Consider the following 24067-nt stretch of genomic DNA (forward strand, 5'->3'; position numbering starts at 1 on the left):
GCTGCGGTAAACTTCGCACACTTTACAGATCCGACTGAAAATGTCACGCTGCGGGGCGGAGGGAGAAGTTCATGACCGGGGCGAGCGACGACGTCTGGGAGGTGATGTCGACCGCGCGCACCATCCGGCGCTTCACCGACGAATCTGTCGATGACGCGACGTTGACGCGGTGCTTGGAAGCTGCCCGGTGGGCACCTTCGGGAGCCAACGCACAGGGCTGGCGTTTCATCGTGCTGCGATCGCCCGAAATGCGTGCGGTGGTGGCCAAGGCCGCGGCGCAAGCACTATCGGTGATCGAGCCCGTCTATGGCATGAGTCGCCCCGGCCCAGGCGATGACAGCCGCCAGGCCCGGAACAACCGCGCTACCTACGAATTGCACGACCGGGCAGGCGAATTCACTTCGGTGCTGTTCGCCCAGATCCATTATCCGACGGCGTCCGAACTGCTGCTGGGTGGGTCGATCTTTCCTGCTATGCAGAACTTCCTACTGGCCGCCCGCGCCCAGGGTCTCGGCGCTTGCATGACCAGTTGGGCCTCCTACGGCGGCGAGCGGCTACTGCGGGAAGCCGTTGGTGTGCCCGCCGATTGGATGTTGGCCGGCCATATCGTGGTCGGCTGGCCCAAGGGCCGCCACGGACCGGTGCGGCGGCGACCGCTCGCCCAGGCGGTCAACCTCGACCATTGGGGCGAGCCGTATTCGGTCTGAAGGGTGCGGGCCGTGTAGTGAACCCTGCGGGTCAGATCCGTGGTCCCACCAGCCACATCAGTAACCGTCAGCTGGACGTGACCCTCTGCTGAAATTTGATATCGCCGCCGATGTCAACAGGATTCGTCCTTACGATGATGAACCGCATTGGCCACCAATTACCCGGGCGCCTGCGCGGCGAACCACCGCGCAGCCTTCGCGATGGATTTTTCGACAGGCTCTGGTTTCCAGCCGAGTTCGCGCTCGGCCTTGCTGTGGTCCAGCGGCGACATCAGGTCCGCCATTCGCGCGCCGACGTAGGCCATCGGCAGGTCGCGGTTCAACAGCCGCGCCGCGAGGTCGTTGACGCGGGAAGCGGCATACATGACGCTCATCGGAATCCGGATGCGAGGCGGACGCCGGCCGACGGCGCGGGCCGCTATCGCGTGGACCTCTCTGGTACTCAGATAGCGGTCGGAGATGATGTAACGCTCGCCGTCGCGGCCATGGTCAGCGGCGAGAAGCATTGCCCGGGCGGCATCTTCGATACCGACAACCTCAGAAGAGAACCCCATGTAGAACGGGAATCGGCCGGCGGCAACCTGGGCGATGAGCGCGCCGTGCGGAGTCGGTGCCCAGTCGCGTGGTCCGTAGGTGGTCGAGATGCACAGCGCGACGGCCGGTAATCCCAGTTCGCGCGCGTAGCGCAGCACCAGATCCTCGGCGGCGACCCGGGATTCGATGTAGGGGCCGCCGTCATTCCAGTTGTGTGGGTCCTCTTCGGTGACCGGCCGCTGATCGCTGATCGCCAATGTGCCGCTGCTGCTGGTGAAGACGAACCTGCGTAGCTCGGCGCGGACTGCCGCGTCCAGCACGTGACGCAGTCCCTCCACATTGGTGCGGAACAGCGGTGCCGGGTCGCGCAGCCACATCCGGGCGTCGACCACGCAGTAGTAGACGACGTCGCAACCCGCCATGGCCTCCCGCAGGGCGATGTCGTCGAACACGTCGCCGTAACGGCGTTCCACCTTCAGGTCGTCGATGCCCTTGGTGGAGCTGGTTTTTCGCACCATGACCCGCACGTCTTCACCCGCCAGCACCAGTTGACGGGTGACGTGGGAACCCAGGAAACCGCTGGCGCCGATGACCAGTTTCTTCATCACGCCTCGGTGCCGGCCAGCATCTCAGGTCCGTACTTGCCGCGCATGAACGTCCACGGGTCGGCATACCGGCCACGGTGCTCCAGCCGGCGCTGCAGCGCGAGGAACACGAGTATCACCGGCCGGATGGCTGGTCCGAGCGCTCGCAGCAGCAGGCGGCGAACGCCCACCGACTCGGCCACCCACGTGACGGTGTCCGACCAGTCGTGTTCCTGATAGTCCAGCAGCTCTTGGGATTCTGTCGTGTCGAACCAGCCGGTGAATGCCCAGCCGCGGTCGTCGTGCGGATCACCGGGCAGGCCGACCGCTGGGCCGAGGCGGCCGATGCCGAGGGCGGCCATGATGTCGTCCTGCATATCACCCATCGTGCAGAGATTGGTGTCGTTTCCGGCGATCACGAACACCTTGCCGGCGACAGCAGCACGCCGGTCGACGGCGTTGGCGAACGCCAGCGCGACGTCCCGGGCATCTGTCGCATGCATGCGGTTGTCCACCGGAGTGGCCCGCACGAGCGCCAGATGGTCGCCGTTAAACGTGGCGGCAGTGTCGGGCGAGACTATCGCGGCAAGTCGGAGCAGCGCGTAGGGCACCCCGCTCCTGACAATCGCCCGCTCGGCCAGCACCTTGTCTTCGCCGTACTGCTCGATCGGATTGACCGGCGTCTCGCCGGTGATCAGTTCCGGGTGGCGGTGCGGATTGCGGGACCCGTAAACGGCCGCGCTGGAGGCGAATACGAACAGGGGAGGGTCGTTCATCGACCGCGCGGCCGTCACCAAATGCCGGGTGCCTTCGACATTCACCTTGCGGGCGAAGCGCGGGTTGCGGTAGGAGGGCGGTGAAACGATCGCGGCCAGGTGCACAATCGCGCCGGGCCGGTGGCGTCTCACGACGGCGTCGACCGCGTCGGAGTCGGTGAGGTCGATGAACTCCGGGACGAGGGTGCCCGGGTGCGCGGCGCCGGCCAGAGTCTTGGCTGCCGCCGTCGAGGCGTCGGTGCCGAGGTCCACGGCAATCACGGTGTGGCCCCGGCGCAGCAGAATTTCGGTGCAGCGCTTGCCGACCTGTCCGAAGGCGCCGGTGATCAGCGTGACGGGGCTCATTTGCCGAACCTGCGTGCCAGCGCGGCCCCGGCATCCCGGAGCCGAGGCGAGATACGCACGGACAGAAAAGGATTGAACACGTCCTCCCGCAGCCGGGTCAGGGTCGAAGACTTGATCAGCCAGCGTCCGTCGACCTTTTCGTAGGTTTCGTGGTAGTGCCCACGCCCGATGAGATTGATCCCCGGCCCCAGCCGGACCACGTCCTCGAGTGCCCACACACCGGTCGCCCTCGTCTCCGACGTCAGCTCGATCTCCGGCGCGTGCACCTGATGGGCGGTCGGCTGGGACGCCTTGCCCAGCGTGCCGCGGACGAAGGCCACGAACTCGTCGGCCCCGCTGATCAATTTGCCGCCCGACGCGGAGGTGTCGCTGATGAAGTCGTCGGTGAACAGCCGCCGCCAGTCGTCCCACCGCTTGGTGTCCAGGTAGCGGCAGTAGCGGGCTTTGAGCTGCTTGATCGCCTCGATCTCCCAGAGCGCGGTTGCGGCGTCCGGCATTTGCGGGCCCCTTCGTAACTCGTATGTAAGGCGTAGGCAGATTTCGAGATTACTACTTCCATCAAAGAGAATGTTATTCTCGCCAGGTACTCGTGACGGGAGGCGGCCCGGATGCTCTTGGAGTTTGATGCCGATCAGCGGCTGTGGCAGGACACGGTGCGCGACGTCGTCACCAAGCAATGTCCTCCGTCTCTGGTGCGGAGCGTCGCTGAGGACGGTGCCGACACCGAGCCGCTGTGGAAGCTCTACCGCCAGCTCGGCTGGACCGAACTGAACGATCCGGCCGGCGCGGTGGAACTGGCGATCGTGCTCGAGGAACTCGGCCACGCCACGGACCCCACCCCGTTCCTGGCGACCATGAGCCAGTTCGCTCCGCTGGCGGGTGAGCAGTTCGATCCGAACCAGTCCGGCACCGCCGTGTACGGCGGAGTCTCCGCGCGCCGCAACGCCGAAGGCTGGTTGCTCGACGGCACCGCCCGTCATGTGCTCGACGGTGACCGGGCGGAGCGCGTCGCGGTGGTCACCGAAGCTGGGGTGTTCCTCACCGATGCCGGCCAGTTGTCCGCCCGGCGGGAATCCGTGTTCGACCCCGTGCTGCACGTGGCCGATCTGTCGTTTGACGACGTTCGGGTGCCCGACAGCGACCGGGTGAACGTAGACCGCGAGCGAGCGCACCACATCGCTCTGACCGGTATGGCCCTCACCATGGTCGGCGCCTGCCAGCGCATCCTGGATCTGGTCCTCGAACACGTCCGCAGCCGGCACCAATTCGGCGTTCCCATCGGATCTTTCCAAGCCGTCCAGCACAAGGCGGCCGACATGCACGTCGCCGTGCAGCGAGCCAGGGCACTGGCCTACTTCGCCGCGCTGACCATCTCCGTCGACGATCCGCGACGACGGCTGGCCGCGGCCATGGCCAAGGCATCGGCAGGGGAGTGCCAGTCGCTGGTTTTCCGGCATGGGCTACAGCTGCACGGGGCGATGGGATTCACCTGGGAGAACGACCTGCAGTTCGCGCTCAAGCGCGCGAAAGCGGGCGAGCTGATGCTCGGAGGCGCGGCCGAACACCGGGCGCGGATCGCCGAGGAGTACCGTGCAGCTGACTTTTGACAGCGACGTCGAGGAGTTCCGCGCGGAGTTTGCCGCGTTCCTGGACGAAAACCTGCCTGCCGCAAGCGAAACCGTGGAACGGCCCCGCTCGGTGTCGCACATGCCGGGCTGGGCCCGTCGTTGGCAGCGGCTGTTGTTCGACAACGGCTGGCTGTTGCCGACCCAGCCCCCGGAGTTCGGCGGGCGCAATGCGACGGTGTTGCAGCAGTACGTCTATCTCGAGGAGCTGTGCCGCCGCCGGATCTACCACAGCCTCAATCCGCAGGGTGTCAATATCGTTGCGGCTTCCCTGATCTCGTTCGGTAGCGAGGAGCAGAAACATCGCTGGGCGGTGCCGATTCTGCGTGCTGAGATCACCGCGTCGCTGGGCATGAGCGAGCCGAGTGCCGGTTCCGACCTGGCGTCGTTGCGTACCCGGGCAGTGCGGGACGGGGATCACTTCGTCGTCAACGGGCAGAAGGTGTGGACGTCCGGCGCCCACGACGCCGACGTGTTGTTGACGTTCGTGCGGACCGATGCCGACGCGCCAAAACACAAGGGCATCAGCGCATTGCTGATTCCCACCGACACCGAGGGCGTGGTGCGCCGCCCCTTCGCGTCGATCTGCGCCCACGACGACCTGGACTTCAACGAGGTGTTCTTCACCGACGCGAAAGTGCCGGCGGAGAACCTGGTGGGCGAGCTCAACCAGGGCTGGCGGGTGGCCAACGGCTCACTGGGGCACGAGCGCACCATGATGTGGCTGGGATTCGCCGACCGCATGGACAACATGCTCGCCGATTTCCGTCCGGCCACTGACCTCGACCGCGACCAGTACGCCAGCACCATCATGGACAAACAAGCCCTGCGTCTGCTGGGTTCGGTGGCGCTGGCCCGGGCCTCCCGCGGCGAGGACGACACCTCGGCGATCTCGGTGCTGAAACTGCTTGGCTCCGAGGCTGAGCTGCGCATCAGCGAACATGCGCTGGAGGCCGCCGGTGGTGACGGGCTCGTGCACCCGGGGCTCACCGGACCGTATGCGCCGATGAACCTCGACCACTACTTCGCCAGCTGGTTCGAGCGCTACGCGCGAAGCTTCTCCGGCACCATCGCCGGGGGCACGTCGGAAATCCAGCGCAACATCATCGCCCAGCGCATCCTCGGCCTGCCACGGGGCTGAGTTCCCCTCGCGAGCAGACACAAAATCGCACAATCGCAAGCGATTTAGTGCGAGTTTGTGTCTGCTCGCGCTAGGAAATCTCCGCGGATTCCTTGCGCTCGGTGATCGGACGAGCGAGTTCCTGCTCGTCGCAAATGCGTTGTAGCTTCTCGAGAGTCTCATCCAGGCCGGCGCCGACGCGGGGGCCGGGCGTGAAAGTGGCCGGCAGCTTGCGCATGCCCTGGATCACGCCGATCGTCTCGTAGTGCACGGTGTTGGCCAGGTGACAGCGGTAGTCGGGCATCCGGTCGAGCACCGCGTTGAGCATCGACTTGAACACCGTACGCGCCACATTCGAGCCGATGCAGCGGTGCATACCGATGCCGAAGCTGAAGTGCCGGTTGCCCTTACGGTCCAAGAGCACGTCATCGGGATCGTGGAACACAGCGGGGTCGCGGTTGGCCATGGCCCACGAGATCCACAGCCGCTCACCCTCTTTGAACTGCGTGCCGTCGAGTTCGGTGTCCTCGGAGAAAGTGCGACCGTCTCCGGGTGCCGGCGTGAAGTAGCGCAGGAACTCTTCGGTCGCAGGGTCCAGAAGTGTGTCGCGCTCGCGCCGAAGCCGTTCCCGCTGATCGGGATTGTCCGACAGCCATTCCAGCGAATGCGCCGTCAGCGCTGTGGTGGTGTCGAAGCCGCCGCCGATGATCAGGCCGAGGTTGCCGAGGATCTCGAGATCGGGAGCCGGCTCACCGTCGATCCGCATCTGCAACAACGCATTAACCAGGCCGGGACGCGGGTTCTCCCGAATCTCGATCATGTTGTTGACCATGTCCAGGCCCATCTGGCGGTGCATCTCGGTGACCCGTTCGATGTCCGGTGAGTGCTCCGGTGTGTAGACCGCGGCATGGACCGGCTCGCTGTACAGGTTCCACTTCGCCAGCGGGATGCCCAGCATCGCCAGAGTCAGCACGGCCGGAACGACATTGGCCAGGTCGTCCACGAAATCGATCCGGCCGGTCTCGATCGCCTCGTCGAGGCAGGCGCGGGTCACGTCGTCGATGAATGGCTCCCAGCGCTTGACGGCCGCGGGTGACAGGTACGGGTTGAGCACGGTGCGATAGATGCGGTGCTCGGGGTCGTCCATCTCCAGGATGCCGCCGCGCACGACGCTGACCCGGCGGGCGGTCGGGATCGAAATGCCCTTGTAGCCCCGACGTTCGCCACGGATATCGTGGTCGTTGGACACGGCGGGACAACGGGCCAGCTCGAAAACCTCGTGGCTGCCCGCGGCGACCCAGTGCCCGCCGTAGGTGTCGGTCCACGCCATCGGGCACCTGGCGTGCATCTCCTCGGTGATCGTCTTGAACTGCGAGCGGTACTCCGCGGAGTGGCGGTCGAAGTGGTAGCTGTGCCTCTTCCGGTCGTCGGCCACGACATCATCGACGCTCAATGCGTTGTCTCCCTTGGTGTTCAATCGCGCAGAATGATGGCCTGCTCGGGGCAGGACTGCGCGGCCTCGCGGACCTGATCGACCTGATCCTCCGGCACCACCTCGTTGACCGCCGACGAACTACCGTCAATGTCGCTGAGCTGGAAGGAATCCGGTGCGATCATGGCGCACAGGGTATGGCCCTGGCAGCGTTCCGGATCAACCCAGACCTTCACGAAACCTCCCTCGCTCAGGTGTTCCGACCGCCGTTGACACCCAGTATCTGACCGGTGATGTAACTGGCCTCATCCGAAGACAGGAAGGCACACGCCGCGGCGATGTCCGCGGGCTTGCCGATGCGGCGCACCGGTGTGCGGGCGATGTTCTGTTCGACATCACCCAGGAACCCCTGGTTCTCGGCATTGCGCAACATCGGGGTGTCGATGAAGCCAGGGGGCACGGCGTTGACCGTGATGCCGCTCGGCCCGTACTCGAGCGCCAGGGACTTCGTCAGTCCGTTGACGGCGGACTTGGCGGCCACGTAGTGCGACATGTACGGAACGCCGGAATGCGTGCTCGACGAGGAGATGTTGACGATGCGTCCCCAACCCGCGTCCAACATGTCGGGCAACACCGCCTGGATCATGTGGAACACGCCGTGCAGGTTGACGTCGATCACCCGCTGCCAATCCTCGAACGTGATGTTGGTGAACCGCTTGAAGCCGTCCAGTCCTGCCGCGTTGACCAGAATCGTGACGGGTCCCAGGCGCTCCCGGATTGCCGACAGCGCCGCGTCGATCTGCGAGCGGTCGGTGACATCCGCGGTGTAGCAGAGGTCGTCATCGGACGGCTTGAGGTCTATGGTCGCGACTGCGCGCCCGTCCGCCTGGAGGCGTTGCGCAACCGCCAGGCCGATGCCGGACCCGCCTCCGGTAACCACCGCAGTTCTCACGGTCACCGACTCCGAGTCGTCACGTTGTCGATCTCATACACAAAGAATCTCCCTCGCAATTATGAGAATCGTACTCTCAGTCTGAAGCGGCCCGCAAGAGAGGCGAGAAACCGCCCTGGACGTGCGGCAAGCTGCCAGGACGGGAGGTCGCTGAGCGGTCGCTCAGCCCGTGACCTGGGTAATCAGGGGTGAGAACTCGCTTGTCTTCTCACGTCCCGAATGTAAGATTCGCCGGAGATGAGAATGAAATTATCGTGACGGCCACCACACCAAGCGCGAGAGGCCCTATGTCAGTGCAGGACGCGGCCGCGACCCAGGACGCTCACGTGGGCGATCAACCGACCCGGGACGGCGCTGAGTCCGGCGACGGGCCGAGCCGCAGATTGCTGATCGACGGTCGACTGGTGCCAACGGAGCAGACGTTTCCCACCATCAATCCCGCCACCGGCGAAGTGCTGGGATATGCGCCCGACGCCGGCGTCGAGGAGGCTGAACAGGCCATCGCGGCGGCCCGGCGCGCCTTCGACACCACCTCTTGGTCCACCGATGTCGAGTTCCGCATCCGCTGTCTGGATCAGCTGCATCAGGCGCTGCTCGAACATGCCGACGAATTGCGTGAACTGACGATCGCCGAGGTTGGCGCCACCCGCGCGCTGACCCACGGCGCGCAGCTCGACGAGCCGATCGGCATCGTCCGGTTTTACGCCGACCTGTTGCGCACCTATGAGTTCTCCGAAGACCTCGGGGAGAAAGAGTCGCGCGGCATGCGCCACCACCGCTGGGTGGAGAAGGAAGCCGCGGGGGTGGTCGCGGCGATCATCGCCTACAACTACCCGAACCAGCTCGCGCTCGCCAAGCTGCCGCCTGCGCTCGCCGCCGGCTGCACCGTCGTACTCAAGGGAGCGCCGGACACGCCGCTGGTCACGCTGGCCCTCGGTGAGCTGATCGCCAACCACACCGACATCCCGCCCGGCGTGGTCAACGTGCTGAGTTCTTCGGATCCCGCGGTGGGCGAAGCGCTGACCACCAGTCCCGACGTCGACGTGGTGACCTTCACCGGATCCACGGCGGTCGGGCGCAAGATCATGGCCGCGGCCAGCAACACCGTCAAGCGCGTCTTCCTGGAGCTGGGCGGCAAGTCCGCGGTGATCATGCTCGACGACGCCGACTTCGCCGGTGCGGCCATGTTCGCCGCGTTCAGCATGGTCACGCATGCCGGCCAGGGCTGCGCGCTCACCTCGCGGCTGCTGGTGTCGAGGAAGCACCATGACGAGATCGTCGACCTGATCGCGCAGAACTTCGCCAAGGTTCGCCACGGCGACCCGGGCGATCCGAAAACCTATATGGGACCGCTGATCAACGAGCGCCAGCGCGACAAGGTCGACGGCATGGTCCAGCGGGCCGTCGCCGCGGGTGCCACGCTGGTCACCGGCGGCAAGCGATTGGATCCCGGTTTCTTCTACGCGCCGACCCTGCTCACCAACGTCGACCCGGACAGCGAGATCGCACAGGACGAGGTGTTCGGACCGGTGCTGGCAGTGATCGCCTTCGACGACGACGACGATGCGGTGCGCATCGCCAACAACTCGATCTACGGGCTGGCCGGTGCGGTCTTCAGTCGCGACCAGGAACGTGCCCTGTCGGTCGCGCGCCGGATCCGTGCCGGATCGTTTTCGGTCAACGGCGGCAACTACTTCGGCGCGGACAGCCCGTTCGGCGGCTTCAAACAGTCCGGCGTCGGCCGGGAGATGGGGGTTGCCGGGCTCGAGGAGTTCTTGGAGGGCAAGACATTCGCAGTGCCGGCCGGGGGAGGTAAGGCGTGAGACCGCTCGAGGGCATCCGCGTTCTGGAAGTTGCCATGTACGGGTTCGTACCGTCGGCGGGTGCGGTGCTGCGCGAATGGGGAGCCGACGTCATCAAGGTCGAGCACGCGGTGACCGGTGACCCGCAGCGCGGACTGCGCCAGACCGGCATGTTGCGCGTCGAGGGGGACCCCAACCCCAATATCGAGCACGCCAACCGCGGCAAGCGCAGCATCGGCCTGGACATGTCGGTGCCCGAAGGCAGGGAGGTGCTCTACGAACTCGCCCTTCGTGCAGATGTTTTCCTGACCAGCTTCCTGCCGGACCATCGGCAGAAGTTCGGTATCGATGTCGACAACATAAGAGCGGTCAACCCGAACATCGTCTACGCTCGCGGGAGCGCGCTCGGGCCACGCGGCAGTGAAGCCACCAAGGGTGGCTACGACATGACCGCCTTCTGGTGTCGAGCCGGAACCGCGGCCACCATCACCCCGATGGGTTATGAGGGCATGATCAATCCGCCCGGTCCGGCATATGGCGACACCATCTCCGGCACCAACCTGGCCGGCGGTATCGCCGCGGCCCTGCTCAAACGTGAACGCACCGGGGAGCCCTCGGTCGTCGACGTCTCGCTGCTCGGCAGCGGGCTCTGGGCGCTGGGCCACACGGTGGCGCTCACCAGACACCTGGGTCAGCTGATGCAGGCGCCGCCGCCGGGCATTCACGGTTCGCCGGTCAATCCTCTGGTGGGGGTGTACCCCACGTCCGACGGACGCTACATCTCCTTGGTGATGATGCAGCCCGGCAAGTTCTGGGCCGATGTGTGCCGGCACATCGACCGTCCGGAACTGATCGACGACCCGCGGTTTGCGAACGGCGAGACGATCGCCGCCAATACGGCAGATGCGGTGGAGATCTTGACCAAAGTCTTCGCAACCCGCACTCTTTCCGAGTGGAGCGAACGCTTTGCGACGCTCGCGGGACCTTGGGCGCCGGTGCAGGACACCCTGCAAGCGGCCGACGACGCGCAGATCCGGGCGAACGAATACATGGTGCGCGCAGGCGAACTCGAACTTGTCGCCAACCCGGTGCAATTCGATGTCGCCGCGCCGCAGACCGGCCCCGCTCCCGGTTTCGCCGAGCAGACCGACGAGATCCTGCTGGAATTGGGACTGGACTGGGACCGCATCATCGAACTCAAGACCGCCGGCGCGGTCACCTAGGACATGAGGTGGCAACGGTGTGCGCGCAGATAACGGTTGTGCGATTTCGGTTCCCACGGGACGCGGCATGAGTCATAATCGCCGAACGCTTCCAGGGTTGGCGCGCGGGCAGCTGACCTGGTCTGGAAACGGCAGCTCACGCAACCGAATGGAGAAACCGGCGTGAGATTGATAGCGCGTGTTGAGGGCGTCGGAAAGCCGCAGTCGCAGCCGATGATGGCGCTGGCGGCCCGAATGCTCCACGCGCACAACACGATCCGGAGAGGATCTCATACCGATGGCGAGTAAGGGAGCGGAGCGTTGGACCCCGGGCATCGTGCTGGGTCGTGGTTCCAAACCCATGGAGGCCGTCGGTGCCCTGTTCGCGATGTCGGCCGATGCCATCAAGTTCGCGTTCCGCCGGCCCGTCCAGTGGCGTGAATTTCTGGAGCAGTCGTGGTTCGTCGCCCGCGTCGCGCTGGCGCCAACGTTGTTGGTGGCCATCCCGTTCACGGTCCTGGTCAGCTTCACCTTGAACATTCTGTTGCGCGAACTCGGCGCCGCCGACCTCTCGGGTGCGGGTGCCGCATTCGGTGCGGTCACGCAGGTCGGGCCACTTGTGACGGTGTTGATCGTGGCCGGTGCCGGGGCCACGGCGATGTGCGCCGACCTGGGATCCCGAACGATCCGCGAGGAGATCGACGCGATGGAAGTCTTGGGGATCAACCCGATTCAGCGGTTGGTGACGCCCCGGATGCTGGCCTCCGGTCTGGTGGCGCTGCTGCTGAACAGCCTGGTCGTGATCATCGGAATTCTTGGCGGCTACATCTTTTCGGTGTTCGTTCAGGACGTGAACCCGGGCGCGTTCGCCGCCGGCATCACCCTGCTGACCGGCGTGCCCGAGGTGATCATCTCGTGTGTCAAGGCAGCGCTTTTCGGTCTGATCGCCGGGTTGGTGGCCTGCTACCGCGGCCTGACGATCACCGGCGGTGGAGCCAAGGCCGTCGGCAACGCGGTCAACGAGACGGTGGTGTACGCGTTCATGTCGCTGTTCGTGGTCAATGTCGTCGTCACGGCTATCGGCATCCGGATGTCGGCGAAGTAGCGCATGAGAAGGAGGTGTAAGCACTCACCGTGGCGCTGAGAGCCGTCTATCCGCGTTTCACGCGGCAACTCCAGAGACCGGTCGGCAGTCTGGGCCGAATCGGCGATCACACGCTGTTCTACGGTAGGGCGCTCGCCGGTATCCCCTTCGCGGTGAGCCGCTACGGGCGCGAGATCATCCGTCTCATCGCCGAAATCAGCATGGGTGCGGGCACTTTGGCGATGATCGGCGGCACACTGGTGATCGTCGGCTTCCTCACCCTCGCCGCGGGCGGCACGCTGGCGGTCCAGGGGTACAGCTCGCTGGGCAACATCGGCATCGAGGCGTTGACCGGATTCCTCGCGGCGTTCATCAATGTCCGCATCGCTGCGCCGATCGTGGCGGGCATCGGCCTGGCGGCCACGTTCGGCGCCGGGGTGACGGCCCAGTTGGGCGCTATGCGGATCAACGAGGAGATCGACGCGCTGGAATCCATGGCGATCCGGCCGGTTTCGTATCTGGTGAGTACCCGAATCATTGCCGGGATGCTGGCCATCACGCCGCTGTACAGCATTGCGGTCAGCCTGTCGTTTCTGGCCAGTCAGTTCACCACGGTGATCCTGTTCGGGCAGTCGGGTGGGCTCTATCAGCACTACTTCACGACGTTCCTCAACCCGATCGACCTGCTGTGGTCCTTCCTGCAGGCCGTCCTGATGGCGATCACCATTTTGCTGATCCACACGTACTACGGCTTTTTCGCCTCGGGCGGCCCGGCCGGTGTCGGCGTCGCCACCGGCAACGCGGTGCGGACCTCGCTGATCGTGGTGGTCTCGGTGACACTGCTGATCTCGTTGTCCATCTACGGTTCCAACGGCAACTTCAACCTGTCGGGCTAGGGGAGGTGCGGAGAGTTCAGTGACAGCAAACGTGCCGGCGGGCCGCCACGGCCCGAGTACCAAGGGACGGTCGCACCATTCCGGCCGTCCCAAGCCACGCGGTTACGTGCGCCCGCTGATGGGCCTGGCCACCGTCGTCGTCATCCTCGCGATCTTCGCCCTGTCAATCGGGCTGTTCCAAGGCGATTTCACCGAAAGCGTGCCCGTCACTGTGGTCTCGCCTCGCGCCGGCCTGGTGATGAACCCCGAAGCCAAAGTGAAGATGCGCGGCGTCATGGTAGGCAAGGTCGAGTCCATCGAGGAGCGGCCGAACGGTCAGGCGGTGCTGCACCTGGCGATGCAGCCGTCGGCAATGCGTCTCATCCCGCGCAATGTGCTCGTCGACATCGCTTCCACGACCGTCTTCGGCGCGAAGTTCATCGAGTTGATTCCGCCCGACCAGCCTTCGCCGCAGACCCTGCAGCCGCACCAGGTACTCGAGGGCAAGGGCGTCACGGTCGAGGTCAACACCGTCTTCCAGCAACTCACCAACCTGCTGTCGAACATCGATCCGGCCAAACTCAACGAGACGCTCGGCGCGATTGCTTCGGCGATGAACGGTCGTGGCCACAAGATCGGTCAGGCACTGTCCGACCTCGATGCCTTTCTGGCCAAGCAGGATCCGGCGCTGCCCGCGCTGAACCATGACCTCTCGGTCCTGCCCGTGGTGAGCAACGCCTACGCCGACGCGGCACCGGACCTGATCGGGTCGGCCGAGAACGCGATCAGGATCAGCAAGTCGGTCGTCGAAGAGCAACAGAACCTGGACGCATTCCTGATCAGCTCAATTGGTTTGGCCGACATCGGCAACGAGGTGATCGGCGGGAACCGGCAGGCCCTGACCGACGTCTTACACCTGCTCCTGCCCACCACCAACCTCACCAACGAGTACCACCAGGCGCTGTGGTGCGGCCTGGCCGGCTCCCTCGTGAACCTGCACTCGCCCAACCTGCCCGAGCCGATGATCAAGGTGTTGGTGTACATCGGGTTCGGCGCCGAGCGTTACCGCTACCCGAGCAACCTGCCCAAGGTGGCCGCTACGGGCGGCCCACAGTGCCAGACGCTTCCCGTGGTGCCCTATGACGTCGCGCCGCCGTTCGTGGTGGCCGACGTGGGCGCCAACCCGATGGAGTACGGGAACCAGCAACTACTGCTCAACTCCGACGCCCTCAAGCAACTGCTGTACGGGCCGATCGACGGACCGCCGCGCAACACGATGCAAATAGGACAACCCGGATGAGCAACTCACGCGGGATGATCATCAAGTTCGGCGCCTTCGCGCTGGTCATGGTGTTGCTGACGATTTCCCTGTTCTTCATCTTCGGCCAGTACCAAACCGGTTCCACCACGGAGTATTCCGCGCTCTTCACCGACGTCTCGCGCCTCAAAGAGGGGCAGACCGTGCGGGTCGCCGGTGTCCGGGTGGGCACGGTGAACAGCGTCGAATTGCGCTCGGACAAAAAGGTTCTGGTCAAGTTCGACGCCAACCGCGACGTGGTGCTCACCGGAGGAACCCGCGCTGTCATCCGGTACCTGAACCTGGTGGGTGACCGCTACCTCGAGCTTCTCGACGGTCCGGGCAATACCAAACCGCTGCCGGGAGGTGCGGAGATCCCGATCGACCGCACCGCGCCGGCTCTGGACCTGGACCTGTTGCTGGGTGGATTGAAGCCGGTCACCAAGGGCCTGAAGGCCGAAGACGTCAACGCGCTCAGCGCATCGCTGATCGAGGTGTTCCAGGGCGAGGGCGGGACACTGCAGTCGTTGCTGTCCAAGACGTCGTCATTCTCGAACACGTTGGCCGACAACAGCGATACCGTGCAGGCCCTGATCGACAACCTCAACACCGTGGTGGGCACCGTCAACGCCGAGGGCACCAAGTTCTCCGGCGCGATCGACCGGTTGGAGCGCCTGATCAGCGGACTGTCCTCCGACCGCGACACGATCGGTGCCGCAATCACCGCTCTGGACAACGGAACCGCCTCGATCGCGGATCTGTTGACCCGTGCCCGTCCGCCGTTGTCCGGCACCATCGACCAACTGAACCGGCTGGCTCCGCTGCTGGACAAGGACAAGAACCTGATCGACATTTCGCTGAAGAAGTTGCCGAACAACTACCGCAAGCTGACCAGGCTGGGCGCATACGGCGCCTGGTTCCCCTACTACCTGTGCGGCCTTGCGCTGCGGGTCTCAGACCTGCAGTACCGAACGGTCGAGGTGGGTGTCACCCACCAGGTCACCGGGAGGTGTGCGGAACCCGATGCTTAAGTACCGCGGAGCGCGCCTGATTCGAGCCGGATTCATCGGTGTCGTGTTGATAGTTCTGGTCATCGCCGTGGGTCTGTCCCCGGACCAGTTGCTGCAGCGGGCCACCACGGTCCGGTACCAGGCGGTGTTCGCCGACGCCGGCGGCCTGGTGACCGGCAATGACGTGACGGTGTCGGGCATCAAGGTGGGCAGCGTGTCGGGCATGTCGCTGCAGGGTGGTGATGTCCTGGTGACGTTCACCGTCAAGGGTGCCGTGCAACTCGGTTCGGCCAGCACCGCCCACATTCGCACCGGTTCGCTACTGGGCCAGCGGGTCTTGACCGTCGAATCCACCGGCAGCGGCAACATGCGCCCGATGGCCGTCATCCCGCTGTCGCGAACCTCCTCGCCCTACTCCCTGTCCGAGGCCGTCGGTGACCTCGCCTCAGACATCGCCGGGACCAACACCGACACCCTCAACCAGTCCCTGGACACGCTATCGAACACGCTGAATCAGATTGCGCCACAACTGGGCCCGACGTTCGACGGGGTGACCCGGCTGTCGTCGACCCTGAATGAACGCAATCAGACGTTGAGTCAGTTGCTCAAGGGCGCAGCCGATGTCACGCACATCCTCTCGGAGCGCAGCAACCAGCTGAACACCCTGATCCTCAATGCCGATGACCTGCTGTCCATGCTCGTCGAGCGGCGGCAGGCGATCGTGCGGTTGCTCGCCAGCACTTCCTCGGTGGCCAAACAACTCTCGGGTCTGGTGCACGACAACGAGGCGAAGCTGGCGCCGACGCTGACCAAGCTGAACTCGGTCACAGCGATGCTGGAGGAGAACCGCGACAACCTCGGCAAAGCGTTGCCCGGGCTGGCCAAGTTCGAGTTGACCCAGGGTGAGACCGTATCCAGCGGTTTCTACTACAACCCGTTCATCCCGAACATCTTCACGCTGCAGTTCTTCCAATGGTTGTTCGACTACGCCTTCGGCTTCCGCGCCTACGGTGCGCCGGGACAACCGCCGGACAACGCCGGCCCGCGGGCGTTGCTGCCGTTCCCGTTCAACCAGAACCCGGGAGGCTCGCGATGATGCGGCGCAAGGGTTTCAAGCTGGCCCTCGCTGTCCTGCTGGCGGTGCTGCTCGTGGTCGGCGCGGGGGTCGCCATCCGCAACACGTTCTTCCGGCCCACCACGATCATCGCCTACTTCCACACCGCCACCGCGATCTATCCCGGCGACGATGTGCGGGTATCGGGCCTGAAGGTGGGCACCATCGAATCGATCGAACCGGCCGGAACCCAGGCCAAAATGGTGATGCACGTGGACCACGGCATCTCCATTCCGGCGGACGCGAAAGCGGTGATCGTCGCCCAGAACCTGGTGGCGGCGCGCTATGTCCAGCTCACGCCCGCCTACCGCTCCACCGGTGCCACGATGGCCGACGGCGCGGTGATACCGGTCAACCGGACCGCGACACCCGTCGAGTGGGACGAGATCAAAGACCAATTGATGCGGTTGGCAACCGATTTCGGCCCCAACAGCAGGGTGTCGACGCCGTCGGTGGCGCGTTTCATCGACGCCGCCGCGAACGCGCTCGGCGGCAACGGTGACAAGCTGCGCCAGACGCTGGGCCAATTGTCGGCGCTGGGACGGATTTTCGCCAACGGCAGCGGCAACCTCGTCGACATCATCAAGAATCTGCAGACTTTCGTCGGCGCCCTGCGGGACAGCAACGTCCAGCTCGTGCAGTTCAACGACCGGCTGGCCAGCCTCACCAGCGTGCTCGACGACAACAAATCCACCCTGGACGCGGCGCTGACCGACCTCTCGAGTGCGGTCGGAGAAGTGCAGCGGTTCATCGCGGGCAGCCGTGACCAGACCGCTGAGCAGATCACCCGGTTGGCCGACCTAACCCAGATTCTCGTCGATAACAAGATGGCGCTGCAGAACGTGCTGCACGTGGCACCGAACGCACTTGCCAACGCCTACAACGACTACGACCCCGACGTCGGCAACGTCCGCGGCGGCGTCGGCCTGCAGAATCTCAGCAACCCCACCAACGCCTTCTGCTCGCAGATCGGCGCGCTGGAGAACGTCACCTCGGTCGAGACCGGCAAGTTGTGCGGCCTGTATCTGAGTCCCGCACTGAAGGTGTTCAACCCGCTGACCTATTTCAACTTCAACTATTTCCCGATCCCGGTGAACCCGATTCTGGCCCCGGCATTCGATCCGAAGAACGTCGTCTACACCGAGCAACGGCTGGCGCCGGGCGGAGAGGGCCCGAAGCCGACGGCGCCCGAATTACCGCCCGCCGTGTCGGCATACACGGGCCTGCCGGGCGACGTCCCGGAAGCGCCACCACCGCCCGGGCCGCCGGCGCGGATACCGGGTGCGGCGATGCCCGAGCCGCCGCCGCCGAGTGTGCCGCCGGCGCCGGCGCCGGCGCCGCAGAGCGTGCCAGAACTGCTGTTGCCCGCGGAGAGGCCACAACCATGAGGACCCGCAGCGCGATGCGGCGAATCCGCATGATGATCGGTGTCGGTCTGTGCGTGATGCTGACCTCGACCGGCTGCGCCTTCAGTGGCCTGAACTCCCTGCCACTGCCGGGGGCGGTGGGACGCGGCCCCGGTTCGACCAGCTATCACGTCGAGATAGCCAATGTCGGCACGCTGGAAGCCAATTCGCCGGTGATGATCAACGATGTCATCGTCGGCAGCATTCGGAAATTGTCGGTGCGGGGCTGGCACGCCGATGTCGAGGTGTCCGTGCAGCCTCACGTGGTGATTCCGGCCAACGCAGTGGCCAGCGTCGGCCAGACCAGCTTGCTGGGATCGATGCACCTGCAACTGAACACGCCGCTGGGCCAGGCGCCGACCGGCCGCCTGCAACCGGGCGCCACCATCCCGCTCAACCGTTCCTCGACCTACCCGTCGACCGAGCAGACGCTGTCCTCGTTGTCGGTGGTCCTCAACGCCGGCGGGCTGGGACAGATCGGGGACATCATCAACAACTTCAACGCCGCGCTCTCCGGCCGCGCGGGCGACGTCCGGGATCTGCTGAACCGGCTCGACCGGTTCGTCGGCACCTTTGACGCCCAGCGCGACAACATCGTGGCGTCGGTCCAGGCGCTGAACCGGCTTTCCGGCACGCTGGCCGGGCAGCGCGACGTGATCACCCAGGCGCTGAACAAGATTCCGCCGGCGCTCGACGTGCTCAACCGGGAGCGGCCCCGCCTCACCACCGCGTTGAACAAACTCGGCACGTTCAGCAACACGGCAACCCGACTAGTCAATGACGCGGGCGACGACCTGGTGAATAACCTCAAGAACCTCGAGCCCACCATCAGCGCGCTGGCCGACGTGGGACCCGATCTCGATGCGGCCCTTGCCTACGCGCCGACTTTCCCGTTCACCCAGGGCTTCATCGACCGCTACGTCCGGGGCGACTACGTCAACGGTTACTTCATCATCGACCTGACGAACGCGGCGTTGCGCAGGAGCATCTTGCGCGGCACCCATTGGGAACGGCTAGGGGCCGAGAGCGTCCCGGCGGCCGGCGAACCCGAGTACCTGCAGTTCCGGTACGGCGCGCCCGGTGCTCCCGGCTCGTACCTGCCCGGTCCGCCCCCCGCGGCTGCACCCGGACCTCCGCCGGCCGCACCCGGACCGCCGCCCTCGTCGGCGCCGGCGGCCGATCAGAGCGCAACACTGCCAAACGGGTTGCCGCCCGCTGTCGCACCGGCGGAGGGGAGTGGCTAGATGCTGACCCGCTTCATCCGAATCCAGTTGGCGGTCTTCGCGATCGTGGGCGTCATCGGCCTGTTCGTGATGGTCATCTACTACGTGCAGGCCCCGACGCTGCTCGGGATCGGCAAGATGACGGTGACACTGGAACTGCGTGAGACTGGAAACCTCTACCGCTTCAGCAATGTCACGTACCGCGGCGTACAGATCGGCAAGGTCACCGGCGTGGAGCTGACCGCCCGTGGCGCGAAAGCCACGATGCGGCTGGACACTTCGCCGAAGATCCCTGCTGATCTGGATGCGGAGGTGCGCAGCATCTCTGCGGTGGGCGAGCAGTACGTCGATCTGCGCCCCCGGACCGACTCGGGACCCTATTTGCACGACGGTTCGGTGATCGCGGCAAAGGACACCAAGACTCCGCAGCCGATCGGTCCCGTACTGGATCAGACCAGCGCGCTACTCAACAGCATCCCGCAGGGCAAGCTCACCCAGCTGCTCGATGAATCGTTCAAGGCATTCAACGGCGCGAGTTACGATTTCGGCTCCCTCTTCGATTCGTCGGCCCAGATCTCCGGTGACCTCAACGGCGTCTCCGACCGGGCGCGCAGTCTGACCGAGGACACCGGGCCATTGCTGGACAGTCAAGCGCAGACCGCCGGCTCGATCCGGCGCTGGGCCCACAGCTTGGCCGGGTTCACCGGTCAACTGGCGACAAACGATCCGCAGGTGCGCACGCTGCTGGAAAACGGGCCCGAAGCGCTGAACGAGGCGTCCCGGCTGCTGGACCAGATCAAGCCGACGCTGCCGGTGCTGCTGGCCAACCTCACGACGATCGGCCAGATCGGGGTGACGTACCACGCATCGCTGGAGCAGGTATTGGTGATTCTGCCGCCGTTCACCGCAGCCATTCAATCGTTCCTGGGCACCAAGAGCCCGACCGGATTGGCCACCGGCGCCTTCAATCTCATCCTCAGCGACCCGCCCGCCTGCACCGTCGGATTCCTGCCGCCGAGTCAATGGCGCTCGCCGGCCGACACCACCACCATCGACACCCCCGACGGGTTGTACTGCAAGCTCCCGCAGGATTCACCGATCGGGGTGCGTGGCGCGCGCAACTACCCGTGCATGGGACACCCGGGTAAGCGCGCGCCGACCGTCGAGATCTGTGACAGCGACAAGCCGTTCATGCCGCTGGCGATGCGGCAGCACGCGTTCGGCACCTACCCGCTCGACCCGAACCTGCTTGCCCAGGGGATTCCGCCGGACGACCGGGTCAACTGGAACCGTGAACGGATCTTCGGCCCGGTCGATGGAACACCGCTGCCGGCCGGCGTGGTGCCTCCGCCGGCGGGGGCACCGGTGGCACCGGGGATCACGCCGCAGGCGCCGATGGGCCAGGTGACCTCCATCGCACCGCTCGACACGGCCGGCGGCACGTCGCCGCCGCCGGCGGCGGCGCCCGGCGCCGCGCCGTCAGCCGCGCCGAGTGCGTTCGGGCGCAACGAATCCCCGGGTCCCTCGGTGGCGTTCGCTCAATACAACCCGGAGAACGGCAGCTACGTGGCGCCCGATGGCCAGGTCTATCGTCAGACGGATCTCGTCGCTTCCAAGGCTCCGAAGACGTGGAAGGACATGTTCGCTCTCTGAGGCGGGTGGGTTCAGCCGATCCTGTCCAGCCGGAACGGTTGCTCGATGTACAGCGGGGCGTTGGTGCCGCAGGCACCGCTGGCGCCGGCTATGTGTTCCCGCCCGGCCAAAACCGATGAGCCGAGCACGTTTTCACCGGTTTCCGGGTTGGCGGGATAGAAGTAGAAAACTTCATGCCCGGTGAACGTGGTGCCGTCGTCGCACGTCTCCCAGTTCGGTACGTCCCGCTTGACGTACCAGTTGAGCCCATCGTGCATGGTCATCTGCGCCGTCCAGCCCTGGTCGCTGACCACCTGGCCACTGCAGTCCTGCGCGGTCGAACACGACGAGCTGATCGTCCAGGTGCTCTGCACCACGGCTTCGTCGTGATACACGGTTCGGGTCCGCGCCCAGTCGCCGATCAGGGTGGCGGTGAATCTGCCGTTGATGGCCGGGTTGTAGGCCGAGGCAGTCGGGGCCGTGTGGAGCATGACCGCCATTCCGCCCACCGCGAGGGTGGCGCTGACCGCCGCACTTACTGAACGCATCACCTGCTGCTCCTCGACGCGCCGTATTCGGAGAATTTCACCTGCGGTCGAACGTTCACAGCGAAAGTAGATATGAGCTCACATGCTCTCGAATTTCTCAATTAGCCATGAACTGTCGACCTTTTTCAACGTTACCCGAAGGCTGCTCGATGTCACCACCGGTTCCGGCTTTTCCTTGCTTGCCGTCTTTTGTTTTACGAAAACCAGTACCACGGCCGAATTCGGATTCAGTTCGGCGACCGCCGCCTTGACCACGGTAGCGGTGGTGGTGACCTGTGCACGCTGGGTCGACGGTCCCACGATCTGGTCGGCGAACTGCTGGTAATAGCGCAGGTAATTCTCGGTGATCCTGGATTTGGCGTTGTCCATATCGCGGCCGAGCGTGGCGGGCGAATAGGACAGCAACGCCACGGTGCCGTCGCTGGCGGCCTTGACGACCTCGCGGGTGACCGCGCGGTCGGTGTCCATGTCGGATCGGTACACGAAGTAGAAATAGCCGGCGCTGAACCCGGTGGTGCCGACAACCAGCATCGTCAGCACGATCACCCGCCACCGCGACAGGCAACGATGCAGCCGGCGCCGTTCGGTGCGCGCAACCGTCACGGGACGAACTCGATCTTGGAGATCTTGAGCTGGCTGCCCTCCCGCTCGACGTCGACGACCAGTCGCCAGGTGCGCGTCTCCGGCTTCGCCTGATCGGTCTTGGTGATCTCCGACTTCGCCGCCACCAGTACGACTGCCGAATCCTCCGTCATCGATTGCACGCCCACTGCTTGCACCGCGGCTTTCGCGACGACTTTGGACTGTTCCAATGCCCGGACCATATCCTCGGCGCCCATCAATACGCCGGCCTTGAATTGGCCGGTCGTCTGGTCGGCGAAACGTTGCATGTCCTCTCTCGCCTTATTCGGGTCGATCGACATCATCAGCACAACGGCGTTGCGGGCCGCGGTCGCGAATTCCGTGGAGCGGTGGCTCTGTTGCACGACGTGGCGGTGGTGCCACACCAAAAAGCCGCTGCCGGCGAGCGCGGCGACCGAGACCATCAGCGCGGCCGCGGCGATGAGGGCCTTTCGGCCGGGCCGGCGTGGTCGCCATCGGCGAAACCGGGACGGGCCCGTTTCGGCGTCGGTCTCTGGGGGAGACGATGCCTCCTCTGCTTGCCTGCGCAGCTCGCGCGCACGGGCACGGGCGGCCTCGGCGCGAGCCTCCACCTCGGCGAGATCGTCTGACTGGAGGTCATCGACGCCGGTCTCCGTAGCGGACGCTTCGGCCGAGGTTTCGCGTGACGGCATGAATCACCTCCTCACCCCGCGACTACAAGAGAGTCACATTATCACCGGCACCTGTTGGCGCCCGTGCCGATCGGCGCGTTGCCGGACTCACAGCACCCTCTCCGAATGAGAGAATTTTCTTACCAGCTGCCGCCAACATAATGAATTTTCTTTGCAGCTGTGGCAAATTAAGGTGGTGCGATTCATTGTGCCAGCGATCGCCGCGTTGCTCGGCCTGGGTGGAGTGGCGGCGCCGCACGCCGCCGCTGATCCGGTCGGGTGCGATTATCCGGACTGCACGCCAGGGATCGCCGGACACCAGGTGCTCGGAGCGCCCTGCGACAACACCACCTACTACGTGTTCGGCACCGCCGACTACTACGTGTCCTTCGCGACCGAGCCGGGACGCTTGATGTTCTGCGGTTCACCCAGGCGGTATGAGCCTCGCTGGTTCCGTTCCCCGCCGATGGTCGGCGTCAAGAATGAGAACTCCTCGTGCAGCGATTACCCGGATTACTACGTCGCACAGGCGCCGGATGGTTTGTTCCTGGTCTGCAACTCCCACGACGGTAAGAAGGTCTGGGAGCGCGGCGACACCTGAGCAGACGTCACGGCCGGTTGTTGGGAATCTCCGGCCAATCCTGGAAGGGGCTGGGACCGAAGTAATCACGGCTGTGAATCGTGCCGTCCATGTCCCGATGGTGCGCGTCGTGGCAGGTGGTCTGGTCGAACTGCGGTCCCCAGGCCCCAGCGTTGAAGGGCTGGCCCGGGCACCAGTGGTATCCCACCCATGGCCAGGGGAGGTCGTCATCGGCTTGGGCCGTGCCGATGCCTGCCAGCCCGAAGCCGTTGGTGGCCATGATCGCCACGGCGGCGAGACGTTTGACACTGTCCATACGAGAACGGTATCCGAGCGGCCCGCCTGTGAAAATGGAACGGCGAGAATCGGTTCTGATCAATCCGCGTCGAAGAGCCGACGAGTGATCCGCAGCAACTGGGCGCGCAACGCCTCATCGTCGATGCCTGCCACCAGAGGGTGCATGACTCCCACAGCGATGGCGCCCGAGAGCATCGCGGCCGAAACCCGGGCGTCCTCGGCCATGTCATCGACGAGCACCCCGAAGAGCCGCTGAATGAAGTGCTGGAAAGGCTCGTGCTGAGCGAGCAGTCGCACCACGACCGGGTCGAACTGCAGGGTGCTTGCGGCACCACGCCGCTGCACGGCCACATCGATGACGCGGGTGAGAAGAACGTCGCGGGCCTCGATCCGGTGGTCGTGGGCTTCCGCTGCCTCCAACGCTTCCTCGAGTCCGCCTAATTCGCGCTCGGTGAGCGCGATGACGATCTGCTCCTTGGTGTGAAACTGATGGTAGACAGCGGCTTTCGTCACCCCGATGGCATCGGCGATCATCTGCAGCGAGGTGCCGCCGACGCCGTGCTCACCGATCAACTTCAGCGCGGCATCCAGCACGCGCGTCTGCGCGGCGCTGTGCGTGATGAACCGGAACTGGCTCCGGGGCGTCGC

The 24067-nt window shown here is 65.2% G+C and carries 25 protein-coding genes; 14 read left to right on the forward strand and 11 right to left on the reverse strand.

Annotated features, from left to right (window positions below):
* The first annotated feature begins 71 nt into the window (after positions 1-71).
* The gene (locus tag AO501_RS26535) at positions 72-707 is read left to right on the forward strand and encodes a nitroreductase family protein (RefSeq protein ID WP_055580555.1); all 636 of its coding nucleotides are present in this window, start codon (positions 72-74) and stop codon (positions 705-707) included.
* Between the two features lie 158 nt (positions 708-865).
* On the opposite strand, the gene AO501_RS26540 is transcribed toward AO501_RS26535, so the two are convergent.
* Genes AO501_RS26540 through AO501_RS26550 form a run of 3 tightly spaced genes read right to left on the reverse strand, consistent with a single transcriptional unit; the run spans position 866 to position 3443 of the window.
* Positions 866-1846 (reverse strand): NAD-dependent epimerase/dehydratase family protein, encoded by a 981-nt coding sequence (locus tag AO501_RS26540; RefSeq protein ID WP_055580556.1) that lies wholly within the window; start codon positions 1844-1846, stop codon positions 866-868.
* Positions 1846-2946 (reverse strand): NAD-dependent epimerase/dehydratase family protein, encoded by a 1101-nt coding sequence (locus AO501_RS26545; protein ID WP_055580557.1) that lies wholly within the window; start codon positions 2944-2946, stop codon positions 1846-1848. The genes AO501_RS26540 and AO501_RS26545 overlap by 1 nt, the downstream gene beginning before the upstream one ends.
* Positions 2943-3443, reverse strand: a complete 501-nt coding sequence (locus AO501_RS26550; RefSeq protein WP_055580656.1) for a nuclear transport factor 2 family protein — start codon at positions 3441-3443, stop codon at positions 2943-2945. The genes AO501_RS26545 and AO501_RS26550 overlap by 4 nt, the downstream gene beginning before the upstream one ends.
* Positions 3444-3554: 111 nt before the next feature.
* On the opposite strand from AO501_RS26550, the gene AO501_RS26555 reads away from it, so the two are divergent.
* Both AO501_RS26555 and AO501_RS26560 read left to right on the forward strand, forming a co-directional pair.
* Positions 3555-4553 carry an acyl-CoA dehydrogenase family protein gene (locus tag AO501_RS26555; protein WP_055580657.1) on the forward strand — a complete coding sequence of 333 codons (999 nt, stop codon included), beginning with the start codon at positions 3555-3557 and terminating at the stop codon, positions 4551-4553.
* Positions 4537-5712, forward strand: coding sequence for an acyl-CoA dehydrogenase family protein (locus tag AO501_RS26560; RefSeq protein WP_055580558.1), 1176 nt, complete (start codon positions 4537-4539; stop codon positions 5710-5712). The genes AO501_RS26555 and AO501_RS26560 overlap by 17 nt, the downstream gene beginning before the upstream one ends.
* A gap of 70 nt (positions 5713-5782) precedes the next feature.
* Here AO501_RS26560 and AO501_RS26565 read toward each other — a convergent pair whose 3' ends face one another.
* The 3 genes from AO501_RS26565 to AO501_RS26575 are packed head-to-tail and all read right to left on the reverse strand — an operon-like array spanning position 5783 to position 8075.
* Positions 5783-7144, reverse strand: a complete 1362-nt coding sequence (locus AO501_RS26565; RefSeq protein ID WP_055580658.1) for a cytochrome P450 — start codon at positions 7142-7144, stop codon at positions 5783-5785.
* A gap of 20 nt (positions 7145-7164) precedes the next feature.
* Entirely contained in the window at positions 7165-7359 is a 195-nt protein-coding gene (locus tag AO501_RS26570) for a ferredoxin (RefSeq protein WP_055580559.1), read from the reverse strand.
* 14 nt (positions 7360-7373) lie between these two features.
* A complete protein-coding gene (locus tag AO501_RS26575; protein WP_055580659.1) occupies positions 7374-8075 on the reverse strand; it encodes an SDR family NAD(P)-dependent oxidoreductase in 702 nt (233 codons plus the stop codon).
* A 287-nt stretch (positions 8076-8362) separates the two neighbouring features.
* Here AO501_RS26575 and AO501_RS26580 point away from each other — a divergent pair, with 287 nt between their 5' ends.
* The 10 genes from AO501_RS26580 to AO501_RS26625 all read left to right on the forward strand — a co-directional run bounded on the left by AO501_RS26580 (position 8363) and on the right by AO501_RS26625 (position 20741).
* A complete protein-coding gene (locus tag AO501_RS26580) occupies positions 8363-9898 on the forward strand; it encodes an aldehyde dehydrogenase family protein (RefSeq protein WP_055580560.1) in 1536 nt (511 codons plus the stop codon).
* Positions 9895-11100 (forward strand): CaiB/BaiF CoA transferase family protein, encoded by a 1206-nt coding sequence (locus tag AO501_RS26585; protein WP_055580561.1) that lies wholly within the window; start codon positions 9895-9897, stop codon positions 11098-11100. The genes AO501_RS26580 and AO501_RS26585 overlap by 4 nt, the downstream gene beginning before the upstream one ends.
* Positions 11101-11377: 277 nt before the next feature.
* On the forward strand, positions 11378-12184 hold the full coding sequence (locus AO501_RS26590) for an MlaE family ABC transporter permease (protein WP_055580562.1): 807 nt from the start codon (positions 11378-11380) through the stop codon (positions 12182-12184).
* A 29-nt stretch (positions 12185-12213) separates the two neighbouring features.
* Positions 12214-13059, forward strand: a complete 846-nt coding sequence (locus AO501_RS26595; protein WP_055580563.1) for an MlaE family ABC transporter permease — start codon at positions 12214-12216, stop codon at positions 13057-13059.
* A gap of 19 nt (positions 13060-13078) precedes the next feature.
* Positions 13079-14338, forward strand: coding sequence for an MCE family protein (locus AO501_RS26600; RefSeq protein ID WP_055580564.1), 1260 nt, complete (start codon positions 13079-13081; stop codon positions 14336-14338).
* Positions 14335-15366: an MCE family protein gene (locus tag AO501_RS26605; protein WP_055580565.1), complete on the forward strand. Its 1032-nt coding sequence runs from the start codon at positions 14335-14337 to the stop codon at positions 15364-15366. The genes AO501_RS26600 and AO501_RS26605 overlap by 4 nt, the downstream gene beginning before the upstream one ends.
* Positions 15359-16441 carry an MCE family protein gene (locus AO501_RS26610; protein WP_055580660.1) on the forward strand — a complete coding sequence of 361 codons (1083 nt, stop codon included), beginning with the start codon at positions 15359-15361 and terminating at the stop codon, positions 16439-16441. Before AO501_RS26605 ends, AO501_RS26610 begins: the two co-directional genes overlap by 8 nt.
* Positions 16438-17847 carry an MCE family protein gene (locus AO501_RS26615; protein WP_082658852.1) on the forward strand — a complete coding sequence of 470 codons (1410 nt, stop codon included), beginning with the start codon at positions 16438-16440 and terminating at the stop codon, positions 17845-17847. Before AO501_RS26610 ends, AO501_RS26615 begins: the two co-directional genes overlap by 4 nt.
* Positions 17844-19109, forward strand: a complete 1266-nt coding sequence (locus AO501_RS26620) for an MCE family protein (RefSeq protein WP_082658853.1) — start codon at positions 17844-17846, stop codon at positions 19107-19109. Before AO501_RS26615 ends, AO501_RS26620 begins: the two co-directional genes overlap by 4 nt.
* On the forward strand, positions 19110-20741 hold the full coding sequence (locus tag AO501_RS26625) for an MCE family protein (RefSeq protein ID WP_055580566.1): 1632 nt from the start codon (positions 19110-19112) through the stop codon (positions 20739-20741).
* 11 nt (positions 20742-20752) lie between these two features.
* Here the strand turns inward: AO501_RS26625 and AO501_RS26630 are convergent, their stop codons facing one another.
* From AO501_RS26630 to AO501_RS26640, 3 genes are all read right to left on the reverse strand, one after another.
* A complete protein-coding gene (locus AO501_RS26630) occupies positions 20753-21268 on the reverse strand; it encodes a hypothetical protein (RefSeq protein WP_055580567.1) in 516 nt (171 codons plus the stop codon).
* A gap of 78 nt (positions 21269-21346) precedes the next feature.
* Positions 21347-21814 carry a twin-arginine translocation pathway signal gene (locus AO501_RS26635; protein ID WP_231752615.1) on the reverse strand — a complete coding sequence of 156 codons (468 nt, stop codon included), beginning with the start codon at positions 21812-21814 and terminating at the stop codon, positions 21347-21349.
* 53 nt (positions 21815-21867) lie between these two features.
* Positions 21868-22563, reverse strand: a complete 696-nt coding sequence (locus AO501_RS26640; RefSeq protein WP_055580569.1) for a hypothetical protein — start codon at positions 22561-22563, stop codon at positions 21868-21870.
* Positions 22564-22738: 175 nt separating this feature from the next.
* Here AO501_RS26640 and AO501_RS26645 point away from each other — a divergent pair, with 175 nt between their 5' ends.
* On the forward strand, positions 22739-23143 hold the full coding sequence (locus AO501_RS26645) for a hypothetical protein (RefSeq protein ID WP_197419954.1): 405 nt from the start codon (positions 22739-22741) through the stop codon (positions 23141-23143).
* A gap of 7 nt (positions 23144-23150) precedes the next feature.
* On the opposite strand, the gene AO501_RS26650 is transcribed toward AO501_RS26645, so the two are convergent.
* Together AO501_RS26650 and AO501_RS26655 are read right to left on the reverse strand one after the other, a co-directional pair.
* Complete coding sequence (locus AO501_RS26650; protein WP_055580570.1) at positions 23151-23438, reverse strand: hypothetical protein; 288 nt, start codon at positions 23436-23438, stop codon at positions 23151-23153.
* A gap of 59 nt (positions 23439-23497) precedes the next feature.
* Entirely contained in the window at positions 23498-24010 is a 513-nt protein-coding gene (locus AO501_RS26655) for a TetR/AcrR family transcriptional regulator (protein WP_231752618.1), read from the reverse strand.
* Positions 24011-24067: the final 57 nt, after the last annotated feature.

Source organism: Mycobacterium gordonae (assembly GCF_001417955.2).
Taxonomy (GTDB): Bacteria; Actinomycetota; Actinomycetes; order Mycobacteriales; family Mycobacteriaceae; genus Mycobacterium; species Mycobacterium gordonae_B.